Annotated in this window: 20 protein-coding genes and 5 pseudogenes; 9 read left to right on the forward strand and 16 right to left on the reverse strand. The window is 60.7% G+C overall.

From position 1 onward, the window contains the following. Positions 1–49 precede the first annotated feature (49 nt). Positions 50–175 (forward strand): annotated as a pseudogene (locus LXM88_RS02420) (IS6 family transposase); the annotation flags it as partial. A gap of 67 nt (positions 176–242) precedes the next feature. After that, positions 243–931 (forward strand): IS6 family transposase gene (locus LXM88_RS02425; RefSeq protein ID WP_412524068.1). Its coding sequence is split into 2 segments (ribosomal slippage): positions 243–444 and positions 444–931, totalling 690 coding nucleotides; the frame shifts between segments, so codons are not numbered across the junction. On the opposite strand, the gene LXM88_RS02430 is transcribed toward LXM88_RS02425, so the two are convergent. The 7 genes and pseudogenes from LXM88_RS02430 to LXM88_RS02460 form a co-directional block, all read right to left on the reverse strand. After that, positions 913–1,323: a type II toxin-antitoxin system RelE/ParE family toxin gene (locus tag LXM88_RS02430; protein ID WP_441301332.1), complete on the reverse strand. Its 411-nt coding sequence runs from the start codon at positions 1,321–1,323 to the stop codon at positions 913–915. The genes LXM88_RS02425 and LXM88_RS02430 overlap by 19 nt on opposite strands. Beyond that, positions 1,320–1,556 carry a type II toxin-antitoxin system ParD family antitoxin gene (locus LXM88_RS02435; RefSeq protein WP_262530376.1) on the reverse strand — a complete coding sequence of 79 codons (237 nt, stop codon included), beginning with the start codon at positions 1,554–1,556 and terminating at the stop codon, positions 1,320–1,322. Before LXM88_RS02435 ends, LXM88_RS02430 begins: the two co-directional genes overlap by 4 nt. 134 nt (positions 1,557–1,690) lie before the next feature. Continuing rightward, positions 1,691–2,368 carry a transposase gene (locus tag LXM88_RS02440; protein ID WP_262530377.1) on the reverse strand — a complete coding sequence of 226 codons (678 nt, stop codon included), beginning with the start codon at positions 2,366–2,368 and terminating at the stop codon, positions 1,691–1,693. Between the two features lie 68 nt (positions 2,369–2,436). Then, positions 2,437–3,126 carry an IS6 family transposase gene (locus LXM88_RS02445; RefSeq protein WP_412524069.1) on the reverse strand — a complete coding sequence of 230 codons (690 nt, stop codon included), beginning with the start codon at positions 3,124–3,126 and terminating at the stop codon, positions 2,437–2,439. Between the two features lie 224 nt (positions 3,127–3,350). Further along, a complete protein-coding gene (locus LXM88_RS02450; RefSeq protein WP_262530379.1) occupies positions 3,351–6,278 on the reverse strand; it encodes an RHS repeat-associated core domain-containing protein in 2,928 nt (975 codons plus the stop codon). 90 nt (positions 6,279–6,368) lie between these two features. Next, a pseudogene (locus tag LXM88_RS02455) lies at positions 6,369–6,545 on the reverse strand (integrase core domain-containing protein); the annotation flags it as partial. A 57-nt stretch (positions 6,546–6,602) separates the two neighbouring features. Then, positions 6,603–7,292 (reverse strand): IS6 family transposase, encoded by a 690-nt coding sequence (locus LXM88_RS02460; RefSeq protein WP_412524070.1) that lies wholly within the window; start codon positions 7,290–7,292, stop codon positions 6,603–6,605. A gap of 331 nt (positions 7,293–7,623) precedes the next feature. Between LXM88_RS02460 and LXM88_RS02465 the strand changes: the two genes are divergently transcribed. From LXM88_RS02465 to LXM88_RS02475, 3 genes are all read left to right on the forward strand, one after another. Then, positions 7,624–8,313, forward strand: a complete 690-nt coding sequence (locus tag LXM88_RS02465; protein WP_412524071.1) for an IS6 family transposase — start codon at positions 7,624–7,626, stop codon at positions 8,311–8,313. Positions 8,314–8,602: 289 nt separating this feature from the next. Next, on the forward strand, positions 8,603–10,003 hold the full coding sequence (locus LXM88_RS02470) for a sigma-54 dependent transcriptional regulator (protein WP_412524072.1): 1,401 nt from the start codon (positions 8,603–8,605) through the stop codon (positions 10,001–10,003). A 338-nt stretch (positions 10,004–10,341) separates the two neighbouring features. Beyond that, positions 10,342–11,031, forward strand: a complete 690-nt coding sequence (locus LXM88_RS02475; protein WP_412524073.1) for an IS6 family transposase — start codon at positions 10,342–10,344, stop codon at positions 11,029–11,031. Between the two features lie 6 nt (positions 11,032–11,037). Here LXM88_RS02475 and LXM88_RS02480 read toward each other — a convergent pair whose 3' ends face one another. Next, the gene (locus LXM88_RS02480; protein WP_441301333.1) at positions 11,038–11,889 is read right to left on the reverse strand and encodes an ISNCY family transposase; all 852 of its coding nucleotides are present in this window, start codon (positions 11,887–11,889) and stop codon (positions 11,038–11,040) included. A 212-nt stretch (positions 11,890–12,101) separates the two neighbouring features. Here LXM88_RS02480 and LXM88_RS02485 point away from each other — a divergent pair. Further along, a protein-coding gene (locus LXM88_RS02485) for an IS5 family transposase (protein ID WP_262530383.1) occupies positions 12,102–12,919 on the forward strand; the annotation gives its coding sequence in 2 pieces (ribosomal slippage) (positions 12,102–12,450 and positions 12,450–12,919; 819 coding nt in all). 155 nt (positions 12,920–13,074) lie between these two features. Here LXM88_RS02485 and LXM88_RS02490 read toward each other — a convergent pair. Together LXM88_RS02490 and LXM88_RS02495 are read right to left on the reverse strand one after the other, a co-directional pair. Beyond that, positions 13,075–13,374, reverse strand: a pseudogene (locus LXM88_RS02490) (DDE-type integrase/transposase/recombinase); the annotation flags it as partial. Between the two features lies 1 nt (position 13,375). Next, complete coding sequence (locus LXM88_RS02495) at positions 13,376–13,882, reverse strand: integrase core domain-containing protein (RefSeq protein ID WP_441301336.1); 507 nt, start codon at positions 13,880–13,882, stop codon at positions 13,376–13,378. Between the two features lie 51 nt (positions 13,883–13,933). Here LXM88_RS02495 and LXM88_RS02500 point away from each other — a divergent pair, with 51 nt between their 5' ends. Then, positions 13,934–14,959, forward strand: coding sequence for an IS110 family transposase (locus LXM88_RS02500; RefSeq protein ID WP_262530384.1), 1,026 nt, complete (start codon positions 13,934–13,936; stop codon positions 14,957–14,959). A 608-nt stretch (positions 14,960–15,567) separates the two neighbouring features. Here the strand turns inward: LXM88_RS02500 and LXM88_RS02505 are convergent. Together LXM88_RS02505 and LXM88_RS02510 are read right to left on the reverse strand one after the other, a co-directional pair. After that, a complete protein-coding gene (locus LXM88_RS02505; RefSeq protein WP_262530385.1) occupies positions 15,568–16,047 on the reverse strand; it encodes a hypothetical protein in 480 nt (159 codons plus the stop codon). A 70-nt stretch (positions 16,048–16,117) separates the two neighbouring features. Next, entirely contained in the window at positions 16,118–17,041 is a 924-nt protein-coding gene (locus LXM88_RS02510; RefSeq protein WP_262530386.1) for a tyrosine-type recombinase/integrase, read from the reverse strand. Positions 17,042–18,004: 963 nt separating this feature from the next. Here LXM88_RS02510 and LXM88_RS02515 point away from each other — a divergent pair. Further along, positions 18,005–20,980, forward strand: a complete 2,976-nt coding sequence (locus LXM88_RS02515) for an RHS repeat-associated core domain-containing protein (RefSeq protein WP_262530387.1) — start codon at positions 18,005–18,007, stop codon at positions 20,978–20,980. Between the two features lie 122 nt (positions 20,981–21,102). Next, positions 21,103–22,125, forward strand: a complete 1,023-nt coding sequence (locus LXM88_RS02520) for an IS30 family transposase (RefSeq protein WP_412524075.1) — start codon at positions 21,103–21,105, stop codon at positions 22,123–22,125. A 179-nt stretch (positions 22,126–22,304) separates the two neighbouring features. Here the strand turns inward: LXM88_RS02520 and LXM88_RS02530 are convergent. The 4 genes and pseudogenes from LXM88_RS02530 to LXM88_RS02545 form a co-directional block, all read right to left on the reverse strand. Continuing rightward, a pseudogene (locus tag LXM88_RS02530) lies at positions 22,305–22,711 on the reverse strand (IS30 family transposase); the annotation flags it as partial. A 62-nt stretch (positions 22,712–22,773) separates the two neighbouring features. Then, the gene (locus LXM88_RS02535) at positions 22,774–23,787 is read right to left on the reverse strand and encodes an IS5 family transposase (RefSeq protein WP_262530389.1); all 1,014 of its coding nucleotides are present in this window, start codon (positions 23,785–23,787) and stop codon (positions 22,774–22,776) included. A 303-nt stretch (positions 23,788–24,090) separates the two neighbouring features. Beyond that, positions 24,091–25,314 (reverse strand): annotated as a pseudogene (locus tag LXM88_RS02540) (collagenase); the annotation flags it as partial. A 53-nt stretch (positions 25,315–25,367) separates the two neighbouring features. Beyond that, positions 25,368–26,324 (reverse strand): IS5 family transposase, encoded by a 957-nt coding sequence (locus tag LXM88_RS02545; RefSeq protein WP_262530390.1) that lies wholly within the window; start codon positions 26,322–26,324, stop codon positions 25,368–25,370. Positions 26,325–26,366: the final 42 nt, after the last annotated feature.

The raw sequence follows: 26,366 nt of genomic DNA on the forward strand, positions 1-26,366 counted from the left end.
GGGAGCGGTATTGTCAGGTTGCAGTCGAGGTCGGCGAGTGCAATGGGGCATGAAGAAAGCTTCCGTCTCCGTTCTGCCGTCGGCCGAGGCGCCGGTCTCGTTCAAAGGCTACCGATTTCCGCTGGACGTGATCAGTTGCGCGGTGTGGTTGTATTACCGCTTTCCGCTGGTTCTGTCGCAGTAAGGCGGTCTGGTAAGCTTGCGAGATCGGAATGGAAGCGAATTGAGCGATGCAGCAAGGCATGAATGCGATCCTGAAGCGGGTGTTCCAGCGACTGCACTACCCGTTCGACGTGATCCTGCTGTGCGTACGCGGGTATGTTGCGTACCCGCTGAGCCTGCGCCACCTCGAGGAAGTGATGGCCGAACGGGGCGTGTCGGTTGATCACTCGACGGTACATCGATGGGCCATCAAGCTCCTTCCGGTGCTGGAAAAGGCGTTCGCCAGCGCAAGCGGCCGGTCGGAAAAAGCTGGAGGATGGACGAGACGTATATCAAGGTCAACGGTGCGTGGAAATACCTCTATCGGGCCGTTGACAAAGACGGCAACACCATCGATTTCCTGCTGCGGGCTCGCCGGGACAAGGCTGCTGCCCGTCGGTATTTCGAAAGATCGATCGAGCAGAACGGTGCACCCGAGACCGTGACGATCGACAAAAGCGGGGCGAACCTGGCGGCGCTCAAGGACATCAACGCCACCCGTGAACCGCCGATCAAGATTCGTCAGCAAAAATATCTGAACAATATCGTCGAGCAGGATCACCGCGCCATCAAGCGCCGAACCCGGCCGATGATGGGCTTCAAAGATTTTCACTGCGCTCGCATCCTGCTCGGTGGTATCGAAGTGATGCACATGATTGCCAAAGGGCAAATGAAGGTAGTTCACAAGAGCCAGACGGCCGCCGAGCAATTCTACGCGCTGGCTGCATGATGATTCCTATACATTCTAGAATCGATACGCCTTGACTTCCTTATCGCGACAGAACCGTGAAACTCGCCGCCATCGCTCAACAGCCACGCCGGAATATCGCGCTTGCCGTTGAGCACGCGCCAGACCTCGACGTGGTCCTCGCGCTCAATGTAGAAGATAAGGTGCGGGTAGCGTTCGAGCGGCCACGATCGCAGGCCCGGGATGTCCAGCTCATACCCATAGCGCGGAGACCCGATGTTGGGGTGCTGCGCGAGGCGCGCGTACGCGATTTCGATCTCGTCAATGAATCCGGACGCGGCCTGCTCCGAGCCTTCATCCACAAGGTAGTGGGTCAACTCGTCTTCTACGTCCTGCTTGGCTAACTGGGTTAGGATTACAGGCTTGCCCTTCATTTGCGCGAAGTACGCACGCGGGCGCGGAGCAATTCGAAGTAGTCGGCGTCGACCGGGGCCGTGAGACCGGACGTCGCTCCTTGCAGGATAAGCGCGCGCAAATGCTTGCGCTGCTGATCCTTGCGGATCAGTTCGCGGACGTATTCGCTGCTCGTGCCGTAGCCGCACTCACCAACCTGTTCGTCGACGTAGTCCTTCAGCGAATCGGGGAGGGAAATGTTCATCGTGGTCATGCGGACCAGTCTATCATGACTTGTCAAAATTTGCCAAGATGATGATTGCTCGGCTGCCGTATTGTTATGAGGGTAAACCCCGATAATCTTGGCTTTGTTCGACAGGGTAGGCGGTCAGTTGGTTGCGGACGCAATTAGGCTGTTTTGACGCAAAGCGCTTTGCCGAAGCTGTTCCACCGGTTCACGAGGTTGGCGATGATCACGCCCTCGCGCTGCTGCGATTCGAATCTGCGTGTCAGCAGTCGCGATCCGATGCAACGCTTGATCCGCGAGATCTGCGCCTTGACCCGCGCGCGCTTGCCATACCCGTACTTGTTGTGGAACGCATCGATGCCTTTCTCTTTGATGTAGCCGACAATCTGGTCGTGCCAGCGTGTCGTCGGCTGGTCATGAATCACTGCATTCGCCGGCGGCGGTATCACGGGCAACACGCCGCAGGCCGACCCTGCTTCGGTCTGCGCGATACTGTAGTACGCGCCGTCGGCAATCACGCAGTCGACGGGCGCATCGACCGCCAGCACGGCGTGCAGCCCTGCCGCGTCGGACACCGTGGTTTCGGTGACCGAAATCGCGTGGATGTTCATTTCCGGATCGATCGACAGATGGACCTTGCGCCACGGCGTTCGGCTCGCGGCGCGGCCGTACTTCTGGCGACGCCATTCGCTGGCCCGACCGAAGCTCATGCCGGTGCTGTCGACGATCAGGCTGATCGCTTCGCCGTTGGCCAGACGGTCGGCCACCCGCTGGCAACGCTGCTGCACCGGGACCGGCAGCGTCGCGAACCGCTCGCTGAGCTGCCCGAAGCTTGGCACGGCGATCTCGAGGGTTCTGTCGCGATAAGGAAGTCAAGGCGTATCGATTCTAGAATGTATAGGAATCATCATGCAGCCAGCGCGTAGAATTGCTCGGCGGCCGTCTGGCTCTTGTGAACTACCTTCATTTGCCCTTTGGCAATCATGTGCATCACTTCGATACCACCGAGCAGGATGCGAGCGCAGTGAAAATCTTTGAAGCCCATCATCGGCCGGGTTCGGCGCTTGATGGCGCGGTGATCCTGCTCGACGATATTGTTCAGATATTTTTGCTGACGAATCTTGATCGGCGGTTCACGGGTGGCGTTGATGTCCTTGAGCGCCGCCAGGTTCGCCCCGCTTTTGTCGATCGTCACGGTCTCGGGTGCATCGTTCTGCTCGATCGATCTTTCGAAATACCGACGGGCGGCAGCCTTGTCCCGGCGAGCCCGCAGCAGGAAATCGATGGTGTTGCCGTCCTTGGCAACGGCCCGATAGAGGTATTTCCACGCACCGTTGACCTTGATATACGTCTCGTCCATCCTCCAGCTTTTTCCGACCGGCCGCTTGCGCCGACGGAACGCCTGTTCCAGCACCGGCAGCAACTTGATGGCCCATCGATGTACCGTCGAATGGTCCACCGACACGCCCCGTTCGGCCATCATTTCCTCGAGGTGGCGCAGGCTCAGCGGGTACGCAACATACCCGCGTACGCACAGCAGGATCACGTCGAACGGGTAGTGCAGTCGCTGGAACACCTGCTTCAGGATCGCATTCATGCCTTGCTGCATCGCTCAATTCGCTTCCATTCCGATCTCGCAAGCTTACCAGACCGCCTTACTGCGACAGAACCCCGGTTTCGGGCGTTTGCGCGGCGCACCGGATTTCAGGCTGGCTTTGTATGGCACTGAACGTTCACGAGGCGGATAGATCTATGGCCCTTTCTACTCGACCTCACGCTGCCGCGCAACAACCCCTTCCGAACAAAGCCGCGTTTGATGAGTCATGGGATTTTCATTCCGAGATGAGTCGCCCTTTTTAATGCGCTGGTTTTTCTATCATAAACATTTCGATTTGCCTCGTCTGTCTTCAGATCATACATCCTGCCAGGAGCGGTATATCTTGTTTTGGGGTTGTTAATGGAAAACAGTATGTTGTAAGCAAGTTGCTTTCTATCGTTGGAGGTTACCAAATATTTCTCCAGTTTATTCCCAGGGGGTGGAACGCCTAGCTTTGAAAAAAAAGATACAATATCTTTCAGGTGGGCCGGCTCCGATGCCTCGATTTCCAATGGATCGCTTCCTGGGCTGTGCCATTCTTTTATCGTTGGCATTTCATCTATTAGTGTGTTGTCCGCATCTTTCAGGCGAAAAGCAGTTGGAAAAATAGGCCAGACATCGACAACAACTGTGTCATAGATGGGATCTCTGGGGTCCCCAATAATAACGAAAGCATGATCCTCAATGTTTGACGATGCTCTACCGATGGGTTGGCCTATTTTCTCCGCGCTGAGTAAAGAAAATGCCACATCCGCATGTCCGGAGCAATTTCCCGCTTGACAGTGGATGCTCCATTTTGCGTTTGTTGAAATAGTCCCGGCTCCTTTTGCCATGGCATAGTTTGCTCGAAGAAAACTTTCACCGCCAGACGAAAATAGGTCCGCTGCCTGATTTCCGGCTCCAAATGGAAGAAGTTCGCGTGTTTGAGAGATCGTGCGGCGAGATGCGAGCAGAGCGTTCATTGTATCTTCCGAAACGCTCACTGGATTATCTTGATGTTTGTCGAATAATTTTGCGTATGCATCTTCTTTCGTTACATTAACAATGCTATCTGCTGTTCGATGATTGTTTTTTTTGAAAGGCCAGCCCATCAATCCTTTCCTATCGTTAAACGTTAGTGGATTGTTGGCGACCATGCAAAAGAGATTGAGTCCGTCGACCGGCCCGGCGGGATCGGGGTTGATCCATCGACCGAGCCACGGCGCGTAGTAGCGGAACCCGTAGTAGTACAGGCCGGTGGCATCGCGCTCCTGGCTCGAGTAGTGCACGTACTTGTATTTCGCCTCGGCGTCGCTGCGCGCCGACCACACCGAGGTGCCACCAAACGGGTAGTACTCCTCCCAGGTCAGGATGTCCGCGTGCTGATCCACTTCGAGCGTCGACGAGCCGATCTGGTCGTCGAGACTGACACGCCACTGGTCGTTCTCGATCGTTTCCGGCTTGCCCAGTTCCCAATGCAGCACCCGCACCGACTGGCGGCCGGCCGCGCCGAGCGTGAGCACCTGCAGAATCTCGACAGGCGTCGGCGTGGTGGCGTCGGTGGGGGTCTGCTCGGTCTGGCGCAGCTCCAGTCCGGGCAGGTAGCGCACCCGCTGGGTGCGGGTGGTGCCGCTGGTGCGGGCGGTGCCGAGCTTGGTGGCCCGCTGGCCGGCGCCGTCGTACCAGTACACCTCGCAATCGTCGTCGGCGCCGCGGCGCACGACCTGCGTGGTGCGCTGCAACTGGTTGCGGCTGTCCCACGCGAGCGGCTGGCTCGCGCCCAGGGCCTTGAGGTTGCCGCAGGCGTCGAAATAGCTGGCCACGTCGCCGGGCGTGAGGCCGTCGGTCTGCGGCACCGCGCGGTTCGAGGTGGGGGCGACCACCATCTGCTGCGTGTAGGAGGAGCGGGTACCCTGATGCTGGAGGGTCGTGAGGTTGGCGCCGCGGTCGTAGCGGTAGGTGCGCGTGTAGGGGGTCAGTGCGCCGATTTCCTGGAACAGCGGCACGATCGGCGCCGGCAGCGCCTGGCTCTGGCGGCCGGCGTTGGCGTTCTCGCGGCCGGTGGCGCGGGTGAGCTGGTACAGCGCGTCGTAGCTGTAATGGCTGGCGGGCGCGACGCGCTGGTTGCGGGTGTAGCGGGTGGCCTTGGCCGCGTCGTCGATCGCCAGCAGGTTGCCGACCGGGTCGTACTGATAGGACAGCGCCTGCAGCAGCGTGGTGCGCCCGGCCTGGGGCGGACGGGTGGTGTGGAGTTCGGCCAGGCGCTGGGTCTGCGGCTCGTAGGTGTAGTCGGTGACGACGCCGTTGCCGGCCTCCTCGCGCAGCACCTGGCCGGCGGCACTGTAGCTGATCGCGCGCAGCAGCGGCTGCCAGGTGGACTGATCGGCTAGCTGCAGTTCGCTGGCGGCAAGCTGGCCGGCCACGTTGAAGTGCTGGCGCTGCCGGTTGTGGCACGCATCGACGCGCTCGAGCTCCTGACCGAGGGCGTTGTAGGCCCAGCGGGTCGTGTAGGTGTCGGGCGCGAGGTCGCGCACCCAAGCGCCCGGGTCGTCGCTGGCCCAGTCGCTGTCGAGCACGTCGTCGCGCAGGAACTGTTGAACGGTGGCCAGCGGTTGGCCGGCGAGGCTGTAGGACGGCGTCTCGGCCATCCCGGCGGGCGACCAGGCCTGCCGCAACTGGCCGCGCAGGTTGGCGTTGTCGGCGGCGGTGGCGTCGCCATAGAGGAGGCGCTCGCTGATGCGCGGTGTGGCGGGGCCGGTCTGCTCGGTGACCGAGACCAGACGATGCAGCGTGTCGTAGGTGCGGCGCAACTGCTGGTCGCGGCTGTCGTGCTGCCAGACGACGCCGCCGTCGGAATCATACAGTGCGGTCTGCTCGCCGGCGTCCTGGCTGGCGATCGTGAGCGGCTGGCCGGACAGCGAGCGCACGTAGCGGAAATTGGGCGGCACGTCCGGGTCAAGGCGTTGCTCGTCGAACAAGCGCGGGTCGATGCGCGTCATGAGGTAGCCGCGCGCGGACCAGCTCTGGCGCGTGATCAGCTCATCCAGCGGATCGTCAATCGCCGTGCGGCTGTACTGCACGGTGCGCACGACCAGGCCGCGGTTGTCGACCACGGTGACGGTCGGCGTGCCCGCGCAGCGGCGTGCCGTCGCGGCATCGGAAACAGTCGTCACGATACCAATTCTCCTAACCGAGCGGGCAAAGAGGTGGCCTCACTCGTTCGGACAGTTTTCTGAGATTTTTAAGTGGAACGTCCGAGGCAATCATGCTGCCGATTTGATCGCAGGCAGCGTCGCGAAGTATGCCTCATCCGGCGTCCGATCCGCCAGGCTCGAATGAGGCCGTTTTCGGTTGTACAACTCGATGTAGTCGCCGATGGAGCGCCGGGCATGGCTGACCGACTCGTAAGCTCGCAGGTAAATCTCTTCGTACTTGACGCTGGGTTCTGTCGCGATAAGGAAGTCAAGGCGTATCGATTCTAGAATGTATAGGAATCCTCATGCAGCCAGCGCGTAGAATTGCTCGGCGGCCGTCTGGCTCTTGTGAACTACCTTCATTTGCCCTTTGGCAATCATGTGCATCACTTCGATACCACCGAGCAGGATGCGAGCGCAGTGAAAATCTTTGAAGCCCATCATCGGCCGGGTTCGGCGCTTGATGGCGCGGTGATCCTGCTCGACGATATTGTTCAGATATTTTTGCTGGCGAATCTTGATCGGCGGTTCACGGGTGGCGTTGATGTCCTTGAGCGCCGCCAGGTTCGCCCCGCTTTTGTCGATCGTCACGGTCTCGGGTGCACCGTTCTGCTCGATCGATCTTTCGAAATACCGACGGGCGGCAGCCTTGTCCCGGCGAGCCCGCAGCAGGAAATCGATGGTGTTGCCGTCCTTGGCAACGGCCCGATAGAGGTATTTCCACGCACCGTTGACCTTGATATACGTCTCGTCCATCCTCCAGCTTTTTCCGACCGGCCGCTTGCGCTGGCGGAACGCCTTTTCCAGCACCGGAAGGAGCTTGATGGCCCATCGATGTACCGTCGAGTGATCAACCGACACGCCCCGTTCGGCCATCATCTCCTCGAGGTGGCGCAGGCTCAGGGGGTACGCAACATACCAGCGTACGCACAGCGGGATCACGTCGAACGGGTAATGCAGTCGCTGGAACACCCGCTTCAGGACCGCATTCATGCCTGGCCGCATCGCTCACTTCGCTTCCATTCCGATCTCGCAAGCTTACCAGACCGCCTTACTGCGACAGAACCAGAGTTGGAGCCTCCACAAAACTCGGGGCGGTTCAGACAGAACCAAATTTTAAAATCCGGTACGAGAGGGGCATGTGATTAGGAAAAATAGACTGGAAATTCGCGAATCGCAATTCCAAAATATGCGATCAAGAAATTTCATTAAATTTCACATTTATTCACATTTCCGAGCGCATAGAATTTGGCTCTGTCGCAGTAAGACGGTCTGGTAAGCTTGCGTGATCGAAATGTAGGCGAAGTGAGCGATGCAGCAAGGCATGAATGCGATCCTGAAGCGGGTGTTCCAGCGACTGCATTACCCGTTCGACGTGATCCTGCTGTGCGTGCGCTGGTATGTTGCGTACCCGCTGAGCCTGCGCCACCTCGAGGAGATGATGGCCGAACGGGGCGTGTCGGTTGATCACTCGACGGTACATCGATGGGCCATCAAGCTCCTTCCGGTGCTGGAAAAGGCGTTCCGCCAGCGCAAGCGGCCGGTCGGAAAAAGCTGGAGGATGGACGAGACGTATATCAAGGTCAACGGTGCGTGGAAATACCTCTATCGGGCCGTTGCCAAGGACGGCAACACCATCGATTTCCTGCTGCGGGCTCGCCGGGACAAGGCTGCCGCCCGTCGGTATTTCGAAAGATCGATCGAGCAGAACGGGGTGCCCGAGACCGTGACGATCGACAAAAGCGGAGCGAACCTGGCGGCACTCAAGGACCTCAACGCGACTCGTGAACAGCCGATCAAGATTCGTCAGCAAAAATATCTGAACAATATCGTCGAGCAGGATCACCGCGCCATCAAGCACCGAACCCGACCGATGATGGGCTCCAAAGATTTTCGCTGTGCTCGCATCCTGCTCGGTGGTATCGAAGTGATGCACATGATTGCCAAAAGGCAGTTGAAGGCAGTTCGCAAGAACCAGACGGCCGCCGAGCAATTCTACTCTTTGGCTGCATAAGGAATCCTATGCATTTCCGAATTTATGCGTCTGAACGGCCTTATCGCGACAGAACCAAATAGTCCATCCCGATACGCGCGCTCGCTTCCCAAAGCTCGCCGTGCCGGCGTAGTTGATGTCATGCCTGGCTACCTGGATTCAGGTGTGCACATGTCATCGCGTCATCCTTTGGCGCGTCCATGCCGCGTTCGTGTCGTCAATCGCCCAACTTCGGCGCGGTGGTCATTTGGCACCGCCCCCGATGGCGGATGACGCAACGTATTGATCCCCCACGACACTCGAGGGTTTTGTGCACGACGGTTACTCCATCTCCGATTGCGTAGCGCCCGATCAAACACCGCCCGGCGCCGCCCCCGGCGAAGCCGTTGTGCGGCCGCTCGTCTTGCTTTCGCGTATGCCGGACGCGTCGATCGTCGAGTATTTGCGCGAACGGCACTGGCGTGTACACGTCGCGCGTTCGACTCGCGAGGCCATGCGCAGCATGACACCGAATCAGCCACAGGCGGGCATCGTCGATTTCGACGGGTTCGAGCCGCACGAGCTGCTGGCGCTTGAAGATGTCCTGCAGCAACAGCAGGTCGGTTGGGTTGCGCTCGCCGGCGACGTGCGCCTTAATGACACAAAGGTACGCCAATGGATCCGCCAGTATTGCGCGGACTATACGAAACCCTCGGTGTCGCGCGAGACGATCGAGTATCTGGTGTGCCGCGCATATCGCATGGCCGCACTCGGTGATCTCGATCTCACGATGGATATCCCCGACGTGGCAAGCGACGCCATGCTCGGTACCTGCGACGCGATGCAGCAACTGTTCCGCAGGATTCGCAAGGTCGCGGCAACCGATGCCACCGTGTTTATCGCCGGCGAATCCGGCACGGGCAAGGAACTCACCGCACGCGCGGTCCACGCACAGTCGGCGCGTCGCAACGCGCCGCTGGTCTCGATCAACTGCGGCGCGCTGCCGCCGACCCTGTTGCAGGCCGAGTTGTTCGGCTACGAGCGCGGTGCGTTCACTGGCGCGAACCAGCGCAAGATCGGTCGCGTCGAGGCGGCCAACGGCGGCACGCTGTTTCTGGACGAGATCGGCGACACGCCGCTCGAGAGCCAGGCGAGCCTGCTGCGATTCCTGCAGGAGGGCAAGATTGAGCGGCTCGGTGCACACCAGTCGATTCCGCTCGATGTGCGGATCCTCTCCGCCACGCATGCCGATCTCAACACGATGATGCGCGCCGGCCGCTTCCGCGAGGATCTCTATCACCGACTGTGCGTGCTGAAGCTCGAGGTCCCGCCGCTGCGCGTGCGGGGCAAGGATATCGACATCCTCGCGCATCATATCCTGCGCCGCTTCCAAAGCGATGGCGCTGGCCGGATACGTGGCTTCGCGGCGAGCGCGGTCGAGGCCATGCACACCTATGCCTGGCCGGGCAACGTGCGTGAACTCATCAATCGGATCCGGCGCGCGATCGTGATGTCCAATGGCCGCCTGCTATCGGCCGCCGACCTGGACCTCCGCGCGTTCGCGGCGCATCCGGCGATCACGCTCGCCGAAGCCCGCGAGCAGGCCGAGCGGCAAGCAATCGAGGCGGCGCTGCTACGGCACCCCGATCGGATGAACGCCGTGGCGGCCGAGCTGGGGGTGTCGCGGTCCACCTTGTATCGCTTGATGATCGCGCGGGACGTGGGAGCGTGAATAGTAGAGGTGACCTGCCTGATTTCTTCGGGCCATTTCAATCTTGGAGAACGGCCTTGGTGGTTCTGTCGAGATAAGAGACGGTTTCAGAAAGGCCCCGTTGGGCTGTTAACTTGGTTCTGTCGCAGTAAGGCGGTCTGGTAAGCTTGCGAGATCGGAATGGAAGCGAATTGAGCGATGCAGCAAGGCATGAATGCGATCCTGAAGCGGGTGTTCCAGCGACTGCACTACCCGTTCGACGTGATCCTGCTGTGCGTACGCTGGGGTTCTGTCGCAGTAAGTCGGTCTGGTAAGCTTGCGTGATCGGAATTGAGGCGAAGTGAGCGATGCAGCAAGGCATGAATGCGATCCTGAAGCAGGTGTTCCAGCGACTGCATTACCCGTTCGACGTGATCCTGCTGTGCGTGCGCGGGTATGTTGCGTACCCCCTGAGCCTGCGCCACCTCGAGGAAATGATGGCCGAACGGGGCGTGTCGGTGGACCATTCGATGGTGCATCGATGGGCCATCAAGGTGCTGCCGGTGCTGGAACAGGCGTTCCGTCGGCGCAAGCGGCCGGTCGGAAAAAGCTGGCGGATGGACGAGACGTATATCAAGGTCAACGGTGCGTGGAAATATCTCTACCGGGCCGTCGACAAGGACGGCAACACCATCGATTTCCTGCTGCGGGCTCGCCGGGACAAGGCCGCCGCCCGTCGGTATTTCGAAAAATCGATCGAGCAGAACGGTGCACCCGAGACCGTGACGATCGACAAAAGCGGGGCGAACCTGGCGGCGCTCAAGGACATCAACGCTACCCGTGAACCGCCGATCAAGATTCGTCAGCAAAAATATCTGAACAATATCGTCGAGCAGGATCACCGCGCCATCAAGCGCCGAACCCGGCCGATGATGGGCTTCAAAGATTTTCACTGCGCTCGCATCCTGCTCGGTGGTATCGAAGTGATGCACATGATTGCCAAAGGGCAAATGAAGGCAGTTCGCAAGAACCAGACGGCCGCCGAGCAATTCTACTCTTTGGCTGCATAAGGAATCCTATACGTTCCCGAGTTTATGCGTCTGGACATCCTTATCGCGACAGAACCCCTTGACCAGCCGATCCTGCAGCGTCAGGTGCGCACGCTCGACACGCCCCTTGGCCGAGCTACTGTTCGCGCAGAACGTGTCGATGTTCAGCTCGTACATCGCCCGGCCAAAGTGGGTCACGCTGCTGCCGGTTTTGCTCGCGGTCGTGCTGCGAAATACGCTGGCTTTGTCGCTGTAAAACGCTACCGGCTTGCCGTGGCGCTCGATGTACGCCCGCGTCGCCTCGAAGTAGCTGAAGGTCGATTCGGTTTGCGTGAAGTGCAGCATCATCAGCCGGCTCGTCGCATCGTCAACGTACACCAGCAGCGTGCAGGCCACCGCCCGCTCCTCGAACCACCGATGGTCGCTGCCATCGATCTGGATCAGTTCGCCCAGGCAGGCCCGACGCGCTCGTGGCTGATAAACCTTCGGTGGTCGCTGTCGACGTGGAATCCACAAGCCAGCGTCCGTCATCAGCCTCCTGACCGTTTCCTTGGCCAACTGAATGCCGTGGCATTCCCAGAGCTTCTCGCAGGCCAATGTCGGTCCGAAATCGGTGTAGCGATCGCGGATGATCGTCAGCGCCCGTTGGGCCAACTCCGTATCCAGCCGCCGGTTGCCGGGACCGCCACGCTTGCGCGATGCCAGACCCGCCGCACCAGACTCGCGGTATCGAATCACCAGCCGCTCGATCTGCCGGACCGTCAAGCCCAGCCGTTCTGCCGCGCGGCCAGGCTTCAAGCCCAAATCTGCCACGGCCTGGATTACCTTCAGACGGTCGAGTTCTCGCATGTTCAATGTCACCAGAGCTGTTCGGTGCATCGCCGGCTCCATGATCTGACGGGGAGCCGGCAAGCTTACCGAGGTCCAAACGCGACATTTCTAAATGGCTAGAACACGACATTTCTAAAAAGCTACTACAGTAAAAATTTCGCTAGATTCTCTTAGAGACGGTTTCAGAAAGGCCCCGTTGGGCTGTTAACTTTCGCGGCAAGCTGTTAACCTCAGGCATCGGAACAACCGAGGCCGAGGAGATGGGCAAGCCGATCATCGACGACGAACTGTGGATATTGATCGAGCCGTTATTGCCGCCACCCAAGCCGCGGCGCGAGAAGAACCCAGGCCGCCTGCCTGTTTCGAATCGCGCCGCGCTGACCGGCATCCTGTTCGTTCTCAAGACGGGATTGCGCTGGCGCGACCTGCCCGCCGAGATGGGCTGCGGCTCGGGCGTGACTTGCTGGCGACGGCTACGCGATTGGCAGGCTGCGGGCGTATGGGATCGCCTGCACGAATTGCTGCTCGCGAAGCTGCGAGCAGCAGACCAAATCGACTTCTCGCGAGCCGCAGTCGATTCCTCATCGATTCGCGCCGTTGGGGCGGGCCAAAAACTGGGCCAAACCCCACCGATCGCGCGCGACCCGGTTCCAAGCACCACATCGTCACCGACGCCAATGGCACGCCGCTCGCGGCGATCCTGACCGGCGCGAACGTTCACGATGTCACGCAGCTGCTGCCGCTGATCGACGCGATTCCGCCAATTCGTGGATTGCGCGGCCACCCACTGCAGAGACCGCGTGTGGTCCACGCCGATCGCGGTTACGACTCCGAGCGACATCGGCAGGCGTTGCGCAATCGCGGTATCGAGCCGGTTATCGCCAAGCGCCGCACCGAACATGGCAGCGGCCTTGGCAAATATCGCTGGGTCGTCGAGCGCACGCATGCCTGGCTGCATCATTTCCGTCGCCTCCGTATTCGTTTCGAGCGCCGCGCTGACATTCACTGCGCGTTCCTCAAACTCGGTTGCTGCCTGATCTGCTGGAATACCCTCCGGCGCACTGAGCTGTCTTTATGAAACCGTCTCTTATGTCAAATATTTGAGTTCAGACAGTTTGGGGTAAGCGTTCGATTTGTGCAACATCTGGCAGTTGCCAATACGGGGGCTCGCAGGGAAGGTTCTGTCGCGATAAGGATGTCCAGACGCATAAACTCGGGAACGTATAGGATTCCTTATGCAGCCAAAGAGTAGAATTGCTCGGCGGCCGTCTGGTTCTTGCGAACTGCCTTCATTTGCCCTTTGGCAATCATGTGCATCACTTCGATACCACCGAGCAGGATGCGAGCGCAGTGAAAATCTTTGAAGCCCATCATCGGCCGGGTTCGGCGCTTGATGGCGCGGTGATCCTGCTCGACGATATTGTTCAGATATTTTTGCTGACGAATCTTGATCGGCGGTTCACGGGTAGCGTTGATGTCCTTGAGCGCCGCCAGGTTCGCCCCGCTTTTGTCGATCGTCACGGTCTCGGTGACCTTACCCCGCCGAGTACACCATTCGTAAGTTAGTGGGCTCGCCGGTTTTCGGTTGATGCAGTTGCCGGAATTGGTCCGGCGCCAGTTGCCCCAAGGCACTATGCGGACGCACCGAGTTGTAGTCCGTGCGCCACGCTTCGATACGCCTGCGTGCATCGTCGAGACTGACGAACGCATGCTGATTCAAACACTCTTCGCGCAGTCGGCCGTTGAAGCTCTCAATGTGCGCGTTTTCCACCGGCTTACCCGGACGGATGAACTGCAGTTTGACGCCATGTTCGTGCGCCCATGCATCGAGCGCCTTGCTGACGAACTCCGGCCCGTTATCAACCTGAATCAGATTTGGGCACCGTCCCTGCTGACGTAGCTGCTCAAGCACGCGCGCCACGCGAACACCCGTCAACGAGAAGTCGGCCTCGATGCGCAGACACTCACGATTCCATGCGTCGATGATGGTCAGCATCCTGACGCGCCGGCCATTCGCCAGCGCATCCGCGACTAATGGTATGGTCCACCCGCTTCTTTTATCGTAGTGGCGCTACCACCCATGGAGGTCGCCATGAACTCGGTCACGTTAGGAATCGATCTCGGCAAGCGCTGGTTCCACGTCGTCGGCTGCGACGCGGCTGGCAAAGTCGTGCTGCGCGAGAAGTTGGGGCGCAATCAACTCCTGCTGCTTATGGCACAACATCCACCGTGCCTTGTCGGCATCGAAACATGCTGTGGCTCGCAGTATCTGGCCCGCAAATTTCAGGGCTTCGGCCACGACGTCAAACTTCTACCGGCACAGTACGTCAAGCCGTTCGTCAAATCGCAGAAGAATGACTTTAACGACGCTCAGGCTATTGCCGAAGCTGTCAGACTTCCGACGATGCGGTTTGTGCCGCTCAAGTCAGAGGAGCAGATGGATGTTCAGGCGCTGCACCGCGCCCGCGAACGCATGCTCCAGCAGCGCCTGGCATTGACCAACCAGATTCGCGGACTGCTGCTCGATCGGGGTATCGAGATTGCACAGGGGTTCTATGCGCTTCGCACCGTGTTGCCCTCCCTACTCGAGAAGGAGGACTCCGGCTTAACTCCCATGATGCGCGATCTTGGACGCATGCTGCTCGACATGTGGAACCGCACGGAAGCAACCATTGAACAGATGAACGATCGGCTCAAATGTCTCGCACGCGAGAGTGACCTTTGCCGGCGCCTTCAAACTATTCCAGGTATCGGTGTCCTGCTGTCGACCGCCATCGTCTCCGCAGTCGGCAACGCATCAACGTTCAGGCGGGCACGCGATCTCGCCGCCTGGGTAGGGCTGGTGCCACAACAGCATACAACCGGCGGCAAGCCACGTTTGCTAGGTATTACAAAGAGGGGAAACAGCTATCTGCGTCGCCTGTTCGTGCAGGGCGCCCGCGCGCTATGGGTATGGAAAGACAAGCATCCCAACGATCCGATCCAGCACTGGCTAATCCAACTTGCCGAACGTCGGCATGCGCACATTGCCGTCTGCGCTCTGGCAAACAAACTCGTACGTATTGCATGGGCTGTCATGCGAAGCGGCGCGGAGTTTAACCTGCACTACCACACCTGAGGCATACCAGACCGATAGCTTCCCTCGATCGCTGCTACTTTCCGCAGCTCGCGCAGCCAATCAGCATGGCGCAAACGACCATCCGTCGCTTCCCCAAACCCGTCTGGACTTCCGGCAGACATCATGCCGCGCCACTAATTGGGACGGAAGCGTGCGACTACATCATGCAGGCCAGATCCGGCTTCGATCGGATCGCTATAGGCCGGATAGATAAACGCGAGTCGTCTATCGCCACCAGTCTGCGCTTGCGGTTTGCGGGTGGACCATAGAGAAGTCCATCGCCCAACTCTCATCGGCTGCGCTGGGTGTCGGCATCTGTCACGGATCGCCGTTATGGAGCCAATCCGTGATCGGCATATAGGCACAACCTGACGCCGGCGGAGCTTGATCGATTTCTCGTCGACCGCGCGATATCGAACACCGAGCACCTCACGATGCAGAACCTGGCGCCTGTCGATCTGTTCTCGCAGGCGGCTTGAAGCCCGACACTTTGGAACCCAACCCGGTGCGTCTGCACCGGGTTTTTCTGCCTGTCGCCTCCGTTGTTGTTGGCGATAGGACTCAGTACGTGATGCCCAGCCGTGGCTACACGCCCGCGTATTAGGCGCTTACGCGGACGTCGGCCGGTCGAGGATGGCCGCGAGACTGTCGTCTGCGAGCGTAGGAGTCGCATGCGCGGTCTGCAGGCGGGCCCGGCCGACCACCAGGTCACGGGAATTGATCGAGATGCGCTCAATATGCCGGCCACGTGCGGCCGGCTGTGCGGATCGCTCATACGGATATCCGCGATGAATGTAGTCCTCGAGATCGGCTTCGACGAAGACGATGTGATGTTGGCCGGCCTCGGTCAACGCGACGCAAAGCATGTCGAACGGGACGCCCGTCAGTTCGCGATCGGCGATTCGGTTGAGGATTCCGTCGCGGACGATGTGATCGGTGATCAGGATGTCCTTGTTACCGCCGTGGTTCTCGACCTGAATGACGAGTTGCGTCGGTTCCGGCGCGAGCGCGAGCAGCCGGTAGCGGCAGACGGCGATGCCGCCGTTGGTGGAGTAGACGAGGTCCGTGTAGCGCGATACGTAGTCCATAATGAATGCTCCAATAGCGAAAAGCCAGCGAACTTGCTGGCTTTTTCAGGCTATCGAGACGGACAGGAAGTCAAGTCTGGGGTGCAGATTGAGGCCCGGTCGGGATCGTTGCCCGAATCACAGTCCGCTGGCTCGTCAGGCCCAAGAGATGCATGACGTCGTCGTTGCTTCTGCCGGCGAGCAGCAGGCGTCTGGCGAACGTGTTTCTAAGGGTGCGCGGGCTCATATCGGGGAGCCGAACATCGATCGCGAGGAGTTCGTCTCGAACGATGCGGCCGAGCATCTCGTCGGTCATTGGGCCGCCGGCACGGGGGGACGGGAACAGCAGTGGGCTGTCTGCACCCGCAGACAGATTCCGCCATCGCGCGAGCGCGGGTTCCGCAAACTCGTCAACGTTGATGCGACGTGCTTCGCGTGGGCCGCGCTTCGGTACAAGGAGGTGCGGCCGCGCCGGCGACAGGTCGAGGTCGGCGGCGGCCGCCTGCCGGATTTCCTGCGCGGTGATGCCGGTCGAGAGCAATAAGCCAACGATGGCGCGGTTCCGTAACGCGCGATCGTCGAGCCCGTCGATGGCGCGGATCGACGCCTGCAGGCGACGATCGTCGGCCTCGAGCAGGTACACCGGGACGGGTTCGTCCTCCGGCCACGTCTGCGTCAGCGTATAGGCGGCCGCAGGATTGGTCTTGCGCACGCCGACCTCGATGAGGTGCCGGCCGAGCCGGTCGAGGAGCTTCTGGTACCGCAGGCGTGTCGTGGTGCCGGGTTTGCACCGGCGATCGAGGTCAGCAAAGAATGATTCGAGGTGGTCCGGGCCGAAGGTGGCCAGCGACCGCTGGGCGGACGTGAGGTGGCGCATGAAGCGCTCGAACATGGCTTCGTGCTGGACGATCGACCGTGGCGAGAAGGCGCGCCGATCGGCGCCGGCGGCTTCGGTGCGCTGCCACTGCTGATAGGCTTCGGTCGGTGCCGACAGCCAGAGAGTCAGTTCGTCCATTCGATCTTATATACTGAATATTGGCTGCTCCAAGCATAACGCGAATCTGCGATTCGCGTCCTTTGCCAGCAGAGGGGAGGGGTATTCCTTCCCCCGGATTTGTACATCTGTCTGCCTGGGGCCGCGCCGCGGGCGTCCGCCAGTCTCGACCCACCGGGTTTCGCCATCCCCACGCCGCTGATCGGGCACGCCGCAAATTCGCGGAAGCCTGTCGCTCACGCCACTTCCTCACCAAGCTGGGACGCGGGAGCGGCGAACAGTAACTCCCGGACACATTGGTAGACGATCGGCAGTGATGGATCCGATTGACTCCAATCGATGAGTTCGCTCAGGTCGACACCGGGCATCGTCGCCGGTCCGATGCGCGGAAGGGTAATCCCCCCGTTTTCCACGGGGTTCAGAAGTAGAAACTAAGCGGCCATGGCCAGCCGCTGCTTTGGCGTGAATCCGCCCAGGGCCATGTTCGGGCGGTCGTGGTTGTAAGTCCACATTGTGGCCCGAATATGCCGGTCGGTGACAGCACCGGCAGATGTAAAGACCCAAGCCCATGCTCGAAGACGTTCCGCTTTGCCTGGGCGAGCGGCTTGCCCGCGTCAATCGATCAAAGAGCGTCGGCAGGGCTGAGCTGGCCTCGCCGCTTCAGGCTCTGATTGTAGGCGCGGGCGTTCGCGACCCGATACGCCGGTTTCGGGCGTTTGCGCGGCGCACCGGATTTCAGGCTGGCTTTGTATGGTACTGAACGTTCACGAGGCGGATAGATCAATGGCCCTTTCTACTCGACCTCACGCTGCCGCGCAACAACCCCTTCCGAACAACGCCCGCTCGACCGTCGTACACCACATTTGACATTAGCTCACAAAAAATCACCCTTTCAAGAGGGGCGGCAAGAGTATATATATTGACGCTTGTGTCACGTATGTGGCGGATCTGGACATTGCCCGCTCGATTAGGAGAATTGGTATCGTGACGACTGTTTCCGATGCCGCGACCGCCCGCCGCTGTGCGGGCACACCGACGATCACCGTGGTCGATAACCGCGGGCTGGCGGTGCGCACGGTGCAGTACAACCGCACGGCGGGCGAGGATGCGCTTGACGAACTCATCACGCGCCAGACCTGGTCCGTGCGCGGCGATCTCGCTTCCAGCATCGACCCGCGCCTGTTCGACGCGCAGCAGCTCGATGCGGCCGTGCCACCGAACTTTCGCTACGTCCGCTCGCTGTCCGGCCAGCCGCTCGCGATCGCTAGCCAGGACGCCGGCAACCACACCGCGCTGTACGACGTCGAGGGCGGCCTCGTCCGGCTGCACGACAGCCGTGACCAGCAGCTGCGCCGCGCCTACGATGTGCTGCACCGCCCGGTCTCGGTCACCGAGCAGACCGGCGCCGCCGTGCCGCGCGTCAGCGAGCGCCTCCTCTATGGCGACGCCACCGCCGCCGACAACGCCAACCTGCGCGGCCAGTTGCGGCAGGCCTGGTCGCCCGCCGGGATGGCCGAGACGCCGTCCTACAGCCTCGCCGGCCAACCGCTGGCCACCGTTCAACAGTTCCTGCGCGACGACGTGCTCGACAGCGACTGGGCCAGCGACGATCCGGCCCGCTGGACCAATGCCCTCGCGCCCGACACGTACACCACCCGCTGGGCCTACAACGCGCTCGGTCAGGAGCTCGAGCGCACCGATGCGCGCGGCAACCGTCAGCGCCAACACTACAACGTCGCCGGCCAGCTCGCCGGCAGCGACCTGCAGCTGGCCGGCCAGTCCACCTGGCAGCCGCTGCTGCGCGCGATCAGCTACAGTGCCGCCGGCCAGGTGCTGCGCGAGGAGGCCGGCAACGGCGTCGTCACCGACTACACCTATGAGCCGCAGACCCAGCGCCTGGCCGAACTCCACACCACCCGTCCGCCCCAGGCCGGGCGCACCACGCTGCTGCAGGCGCTGTCCTATCAGTACGACCCGGTCGGCAACCTGCTGGCGATCGACGACGCGGCCAAGGCCACCCGCCACACCCGCAACCAGCGCGTCGCGCCCGCCAGCCATTACAGCTACGACGCGCTGTACCAGCTCACCCGCGCCACCGGCCGCGAGAACGCCAACGCCGGCCGCCAGAGCCAGGCGCTGCCGCCGCCGATCGTGCCGCTGTTCCAGGAAATCGGTGAGCTGACCCCCTACACGCGCACCTACCGTTACGATCGCGGCGCCAACCTCACGACCCTCCAGCATCAGGGCACCCGCTCCTCCTACACGCAGCAGATGGTGGTCGCGCGCACCTCGAATCGCGCGGTGCCACAGACCGACGGCCTCACGCCCGGCGACGTGGCCAGCTATTTCGACGCCTGCGGCAACCTCAAGGCCCTGGGCGCGAGCCAGCCGCTCGCGTGGGACAGCCGCAACCAGCTGCAGCGCACCACCCAGGTCGTGCGCCGCGGCCTCGACGACGACACCGAGGTGTACTGGTATGACGGCGCCGGCCAGCGGGCCACCAAGCTCGGTACCGCTCTCACCAGCGGCACCACCCGCACCGAGCGGGTACGCTACCTACCCGGGCTGGAACTGCGCCAGATCGAGCAGACCCGCACCGGCGAGCCCCTGCCGACGCCGGTCGAACGCCTGCAGGTGCTCACGCTCGGCGCGGCCGGCCGCCAGTCGGTGCGGCTGCTGCATTGGGAATTGGGCAAACCCTCGACGATCGAGAACGACCAGCTGCGCGTCAGCCTCGACGACCAGATCGGCTCGTCGATGCTCGAGCTCGACGCGCAAGCCGACATCCTGACCTGGGAGGAGTACTACCCGTTTGGCGGCACGTCAGTGTGGTCGGCGCGCAGCGACACCGAGGCGAAGTACAAGTACGTGCGCTACTCGGGCCAGGAGCGCGACGCCACCGGCCTGTACTACTACGGTGCCCGCTACTACGCGCCGTGGCTCGGAAGATGGCTCAACCCCGATCCCGCCGGACCGCTCGACGGGCTCAACCTCTTTTGCATGGTCGCCAACAATCCCGTTAACAAGCGCGACGACGCAGGCCTGATGACCGAGGAACAGGCCGCGAGAATACTACAACGATCGTTTCGTCGACTGCTGGGCGAAACCAAAGACGCATATGCTCGCATGTTTGCTCTGGGAACAGCTTGGAAGGATGAGCGTGCGAGCACTATTGGCGAAAAAATCGATATCACCATTCTCTCCGAGGAGCATCTTAGATATACCGCCACCAACTTGGAGTATATCAATCGCTTGTTTCTCAACGAAGGGCTCGACGCGACTGAGGCTGCGTTTGCAGAAAAACTTAAGAGTCAGGATTTTTATGCCGTTCATGCAACAAATGCTTTCCCTTTGATGTCGCTCGATGGAGTTGGCCTTCTATCGAGGGAGATGCTACAACGAAAAAGTGAGCCATTTGACCAGACGCATACTCCGGATTTGGATCTCAAGCGCATCGCTGGCGACAAATTTGTATACTTCTCCTTGGAAATTGGTTCTTGGCTAAGTAAGCCAAAAAGTCGCTTTGGTAAGTATGCATACCGATTCAATATTGACGAGCACCCGATATTTGCCAGCGGAATGATTAGCTTATTCGATCCCGGCACCCATGCAGCCCCTTTGGATCCTAGGGGACACCTTGAGCAGCTATCAGAAGAAGCGGAATATTCCATTGCCCATCGGAGCATCGGCACTCGCACACAAAATATATACGCCCTCAACTCAAAGCAGGGCCGATCAGCGTCAAATGTTATATACCAAGCTTTGGTTGCGAATTTAATTTCAGAATCCAGAAAACTTCCTGACCTCGATAGGATGCGAATTCTACACTCGCGCTCACCAGAGAGCTTGAATAAGGTGATAAATGCATTTTATCGACCGCAAATACTTGTCCCGAGACATTTCTACGCGCCGGCAGGCAGCTATCAAAGATCAATATTTCCGAGGGACCAATTGTTCTGACGGTATTGGGATTTGTTATGCATGGATGCCCTGGATTTGCCACGGTTCTGTCGCGATAAGGAAGTCAAGGGCCGGCCTCAAATCTGAAGTGCAACACTCTCGCTATCCGGTAATGTCCGCGAATGGCAAAGAGAACGTACCAACAACTTCAAGCTGAAGAACGTATGCGAATCGATTTCTGGCGGGACGAGGGCTTGAGCTTGCGGGCGATCGCCCGCAAGCTCAAGCGCGCGCCGTCGACACTGAGTCGCGAGCTGGCACGCAATACGCAGACCAACGGCCTGTACTGCCCGCGTGTCGCCCAAGCGTCCCGCAACACTCGTCGGCAGGCCGCCCGGCCGACGCTGAAGCTTGCACCCGACTCGGTTCTCTGGGATGTCGTTTGCCAGCTTCTGCGCGAACGCCAGTGGTCGCCGCAGGAAATCGCGGCTACCCTGAAGCGGACCTTCCCCGACGATCCGAGCCTGAACGTGTCCCACGAAACGATTTACAACGCCATCTATGCTCAGCCTCGCGGCGAGTTGCGCCGCGAACTGATTGCCTGTCTGCGCCAGCACCGTAACAAACGCCTGCCGCGATCGCGTGGCACCGATCGGCGCGAGACGATTCCTGACATGGTCAGCATCCACGTGCGGCCGCCCGAGATCAACGATCGACTCATGCCGGGTCACTGGGAAGGTGACCTCATCAAGGGGGCGGCCAACAAGTCCTCCGTGGCTGTGCTCGTCGAGCGTATGAGCCGCGCAGTGCTGCTGGCCAAGATGCCGGACGCGACCGCTGCGTCGGCGCTGGCCGCCTTCACGACCAAACTGCAATCGCTCGTCGAGCCACTGCGCCAGACGCTGACCTACGATCAAGGCCGCGAGATGGCGCGGCATGCCGAGCTGACGGCCGCGACCAACGTGCGTGTCTACTTCTGCGATCCGCACAGCCCTTGGCAGCGCGGCACGTGCGAAAACACCAACGGCCTGCTGCGCCAGTACCTGCCCAAGGGTACGGATCTGTCCGTCTACTCTCAAAAAGACCTCGACGCGATTGCTGACAAGCTCAACACACGATCGCGGGCCACGCTGAACTGGCACACGCCTCTGCAAATCCTTGCTCAGATTCTGGCTAACCCCACGGATCGAGTTCCTGTTCAGTAACCCGCGAGGTGTTGCACTTCGCCCTTGAAACCGCCAGGTGCATCGACTCTATAATATATAGGAATCCTTATTCATCCGGCGCGTAGAATTACTCGGCGGCCGTCTGGTTCTTGCGAACTACCTTCATTTGCCCTTTGGCAATCATGTGCATCACTTCGATACCACCGAGCAGCTTAGGTTCAAGGAGTCGTCGCAACACCCATCGTTATGTTGCGGATAACAGTTCGTGGAATGCTTCCGCTGGCGTCTTCCATCCGAGCGTTTTACGTGGTCGACAGTTCAGTGTGTTCGCGACCGCGTCGAGTTCACGCTCGGTATATCGACTCATGTCTGTGCCTTTCGGAAAGTACTGTCGCAGTAGGCCGTTCGTGTTTTCATTCGTCCCGCGTTGCCATGGACTCTGGGGATCACAGAAGTAGATTTCCAGAGTCGTGTCGATTCGTAGCTGTACATGCTGGGCCATCTCTGCGCCTTGATCCCATGTCAGTGATCGGCGCAAATGCTCGGGTAGTAGCGCGATCTTTGTCGCGATAGCGTTGCGAACAGCCTCTGCCCCGTGACCTGCCAGCGCTGGCCCGTTCTTGACACGCACCCCGACTCCATGGGCTTTGTTCGACAGGGTAGGCGGTCAGTTGGTTGCGGACGCAATTAGGCTGTTTTGACGCAAAGCGCTTTGCCGAAGCTGTTCCACCGGTTCACGAGGTTGGCGATGATCACGCCCTCGCGCTGCTGCGATTCGAATCTGCGTGTCAGCAGTCGCGATCCGATGCAACGCTTGATCCGCGAGATCTGCGCCTTGACCCGCGCGCGCTTGCCATACCCGTACTTGTTGTGGAACGCATCGATGCCTTTCTCTTTGATGTAGCCGACAATCTGGTCGTGCCAGCGTGTCGTCGGCTGGTCATGAATCACTGCATTCGCCGGCGGCGGTATCACGGGCAACACGCCGCAGGCCGACCCTGCTTCGGTCTGCGCGATACTGTAGTACGCGCCGTCGGCAATCACGCAGTCGACGGGCGCATCGACCGCCAGCACGGCGTGCAGCCCTGCCGCGTCGGACACCGTGGTTTCGGTGACCGAAATCGCGTGGATGTTCATTTCCGGATCGATCGACAGATGGACCTTGCGCCACGGCGTTCGGCTCGCGGCGCGGCCGTACTTCTGGCGACGCCATTCGCTGGCCCGACCGAAGCTCATGCCGGTGCTGTCGACGATCAGGCTGATCGCTTCGCCGTTGGCCAGACGGTCGGCCACCCGCTGGCAACGCTGCTGCACCGGGACCGGCAGCGTCGCGAACCGCTCGCTGAGCTGCCCGAAGCTTGGCACGGCGATCTCGAGTCGCCAGTACTCTTCCATGAAGCCGGTGATCTGGCGCATCGCCCAACGAAACAGCCGGTAAAACGTATAGATCAGCTCGATGTAGGCGTTCGTGTAGGTCGGGGCACGCCCGGACACACCCGGCACATACGGCCGGGCATTGATGAACAGCGCCTTCAGATCGCCGCCCGGGCAGTAGAGGCTGAGCTGGCCTCGCCGCTTCAGGCTCTGATTGTAGGCGCGGGCGTTCGCGACCCGATACGCCGGTTTCGGGCGTTTGCGCGGCGCACCGGATTTCAGGCTGGCTTGGTATGGCACTGAACGTTCACGAGGCGGATAGATCAATGGCCCTTTCTACTCGACCTCACGCTGCCGCGCAACAACCCCTTCCGAACAACGCCAACATCATCGGGTTTTTGAAAGTACGCAGATCGAAGCGCGGGTCGGCCGCACCGATCGAGATCGTCGCCGCATCGCAAGCGATCGACCGATGCGCCGACGACGGCTACGCACGCGGCGACCAACGCACATCACTCGCTCGAACGTGCTGCGGGCGACCGAGAGCGGAGGGCGTTCGTCGCGAAAAGCCGGGGCCGTGTCGTACGCGTCGCCGTCGATCCACTCTGGCATTCACGCGGCCGCGCTTGCTTATCTCGCCGTCGGCAGTGGCGGCTCGCCCGCCGTCGTTGCGTTGCGCGCCCAGTCGGCGAACTCGGTGTCGTAGCGGCGGCCGATGTACGCGACGTAGTTCTCATAGCCGTCGTAATCGCCCACACGGAAGCGTGACACGATCGTGTCGACATCGGCGCGATGACGCTCGAACATGAAGCGCGTCGCCATGTAGCTCCACCGGTATGCACGCGCGACGTAGTCGCTCGACGAGTAACGCGTCTCGAGCACGTCCGAGAACCGATATGCGCCCGTCTGCGCGGCGTCGATCGATTCCTGATTGTCGTTCCTTCTAGACAGATATTCGGCGACGCCTTCGATCCACCAGACAGTCGCCTTCGCGGTGCTCGCTGTGAAGTCGCCCGCCAAATCGTAGCGCCCGTCAAGATAATGTGTAAATTCGTGCTCGAGGTTCCACACTTTGGAATCGGGTCGAAGCCACGACGCCTCGTGGGCGATGAAACGGGCCTGATCGCCGGGCGCGGACGGATCGCCTTCGAGATAGATTCCGCCGTTGTCGGTACTGATTCCGTAGATTACCGAAGCATACTTGCGATAGTTCGAGTAGTCGTCGAAAACGACGAGCTCGATCGTGTCGTTGCGATCGCCCACGACTGGCTTGCGACCGGTCTTCATCATCCGGTGGAAGTAATCGTCCTGCTGCGCGACCACCGCACATACCGACTGCAGTTGCGGCACCGTCATGTCCTGTGCGAGGATACGCACGCTCGTGTTGCACGCGTAACGATGCGTGAGCACCGCGTCGGTCAGCCACTTCTTGTAGTCGCACGTGCCGTAGTCCGCGCAGTTGCCAGGATCGCCGTAGTCGACCGCTTCCGCCGCCGCGAGCCACAGATCGCTGTCCGCGCCCGTCATGCTCGTCGAAGCGAGCATGTTCTGGATCATCTTCTTCACGCGCGGCTTCTGCGTTGGATATTGGAGAAAGCGGAACGCTTCGCGTGCCGCGTCGGCTAGCTGGTAGGCGGCGCTCGTGTTCGACAGGCTCGCGCGGTTCGCGATGGCGAAGCGATTAAGCGTCTCCGGTAACGTCGCGTCGCTGTCGAGCATTTGCTGCGCGTCGCTGCGCTGATGCGCGTAGAAGAACACCGTCAGCAAACCGGTGAAGCCGCCCGCCGCACTCCGCTGCAGCAGCGGCGCCGCCGCCTGCGGATTCGTCGCGCTCGACGTGTAGAGCGCGACGCGGCGTTGTTGCATAAATCAGGCACGGGGACGAAGTAATGCCTTTGTTCATGATCTCAGACGCTGCGGACGGACTGCGGGCGCGCGAGCTCAGTCATGCGATTGAGCACGCCTACACGGACGGAGACTTCCACCGCTTGCGAGTCGGTGCGCCGAGCCCACAAACATGGACCCGTGAGCGTCTTGAACCGATACATGGCGTTCTCGGCGAGCGAACGACGGTGATAGCCGCAGCCCTTCTTCCATTCCCGGCGGCCGACTCGGGCGATCATATCGACCGCTTCGTTACGCCATGCGGCTCCCGGCGCGCTCGCTTTCCAGTGAACGGCGCCGTCGCGCGGCGGAATACTGGGTGTCGCGCCGCGTACCGCAATCGCGGCATGGCACGACTTGGAGTCGTAAGCGCCATCGCCGCCCACGGTTCCGAGCCGTTCGTCGGCTGGAATCTGGTCGAGCAATTCGGCCAGGACGTCGCCGTCGGCGACGTCCTGGTGCGTCATCAGTGTGGCACGCACATGACCGGTATTCGTGTCGAGCGCGATATGCACTTTGCGCCACGTGCGACGCTTCGAATAGCCATGTTGGCGCACCTTCCATTCGCCTTCGCCGTAGACCTTCACGCCCGTGCTGTCGACCACCAGATGAATCGGGGCGCCATCGCGCAAGATCGGCAGTTGGACGGCAAGAGTTTGCGCCCGACGGCAGAGCGTCGTGTAGTTCGGCACGGGCAAGGTGGCGAAAGCCAGATCGCGCAGGCTTTGCGCAAAGCCTTGCAGGGCACGCAACGGCAAGCGGAACACGGTTTTCAAGCCAAGCAACGCCTGAATCAATGCATCGCTGTACAAGCGCGGACGGCCGCGTGTCGGCTCAACCTCGGGCATGCTCGCAAGAGCGGCTTCGTCGATCCACATCGTGACGTTACCTCGGTTGATCAGGCCGGCGTTATAGGCCGCCCAGTTCCTGACGCGGTAGCGCGCCTTCGGCTCACGCGTCTTGCTTGTGTCCCTGCGCATCTTCTCGGAAAAAATCGAGAATCTACGCAGGAACCCGAATTG

This window comes from Burkholderia sp. S-53 (assembly GCF_025560745.1).
Classification (GTDB): Bacteria; Pseudomonadota; Gammaproteobacteria; order Burkholderiales; family Burkholderiaceae; genus Burkholderia; species Burkholderia pyrrocinia.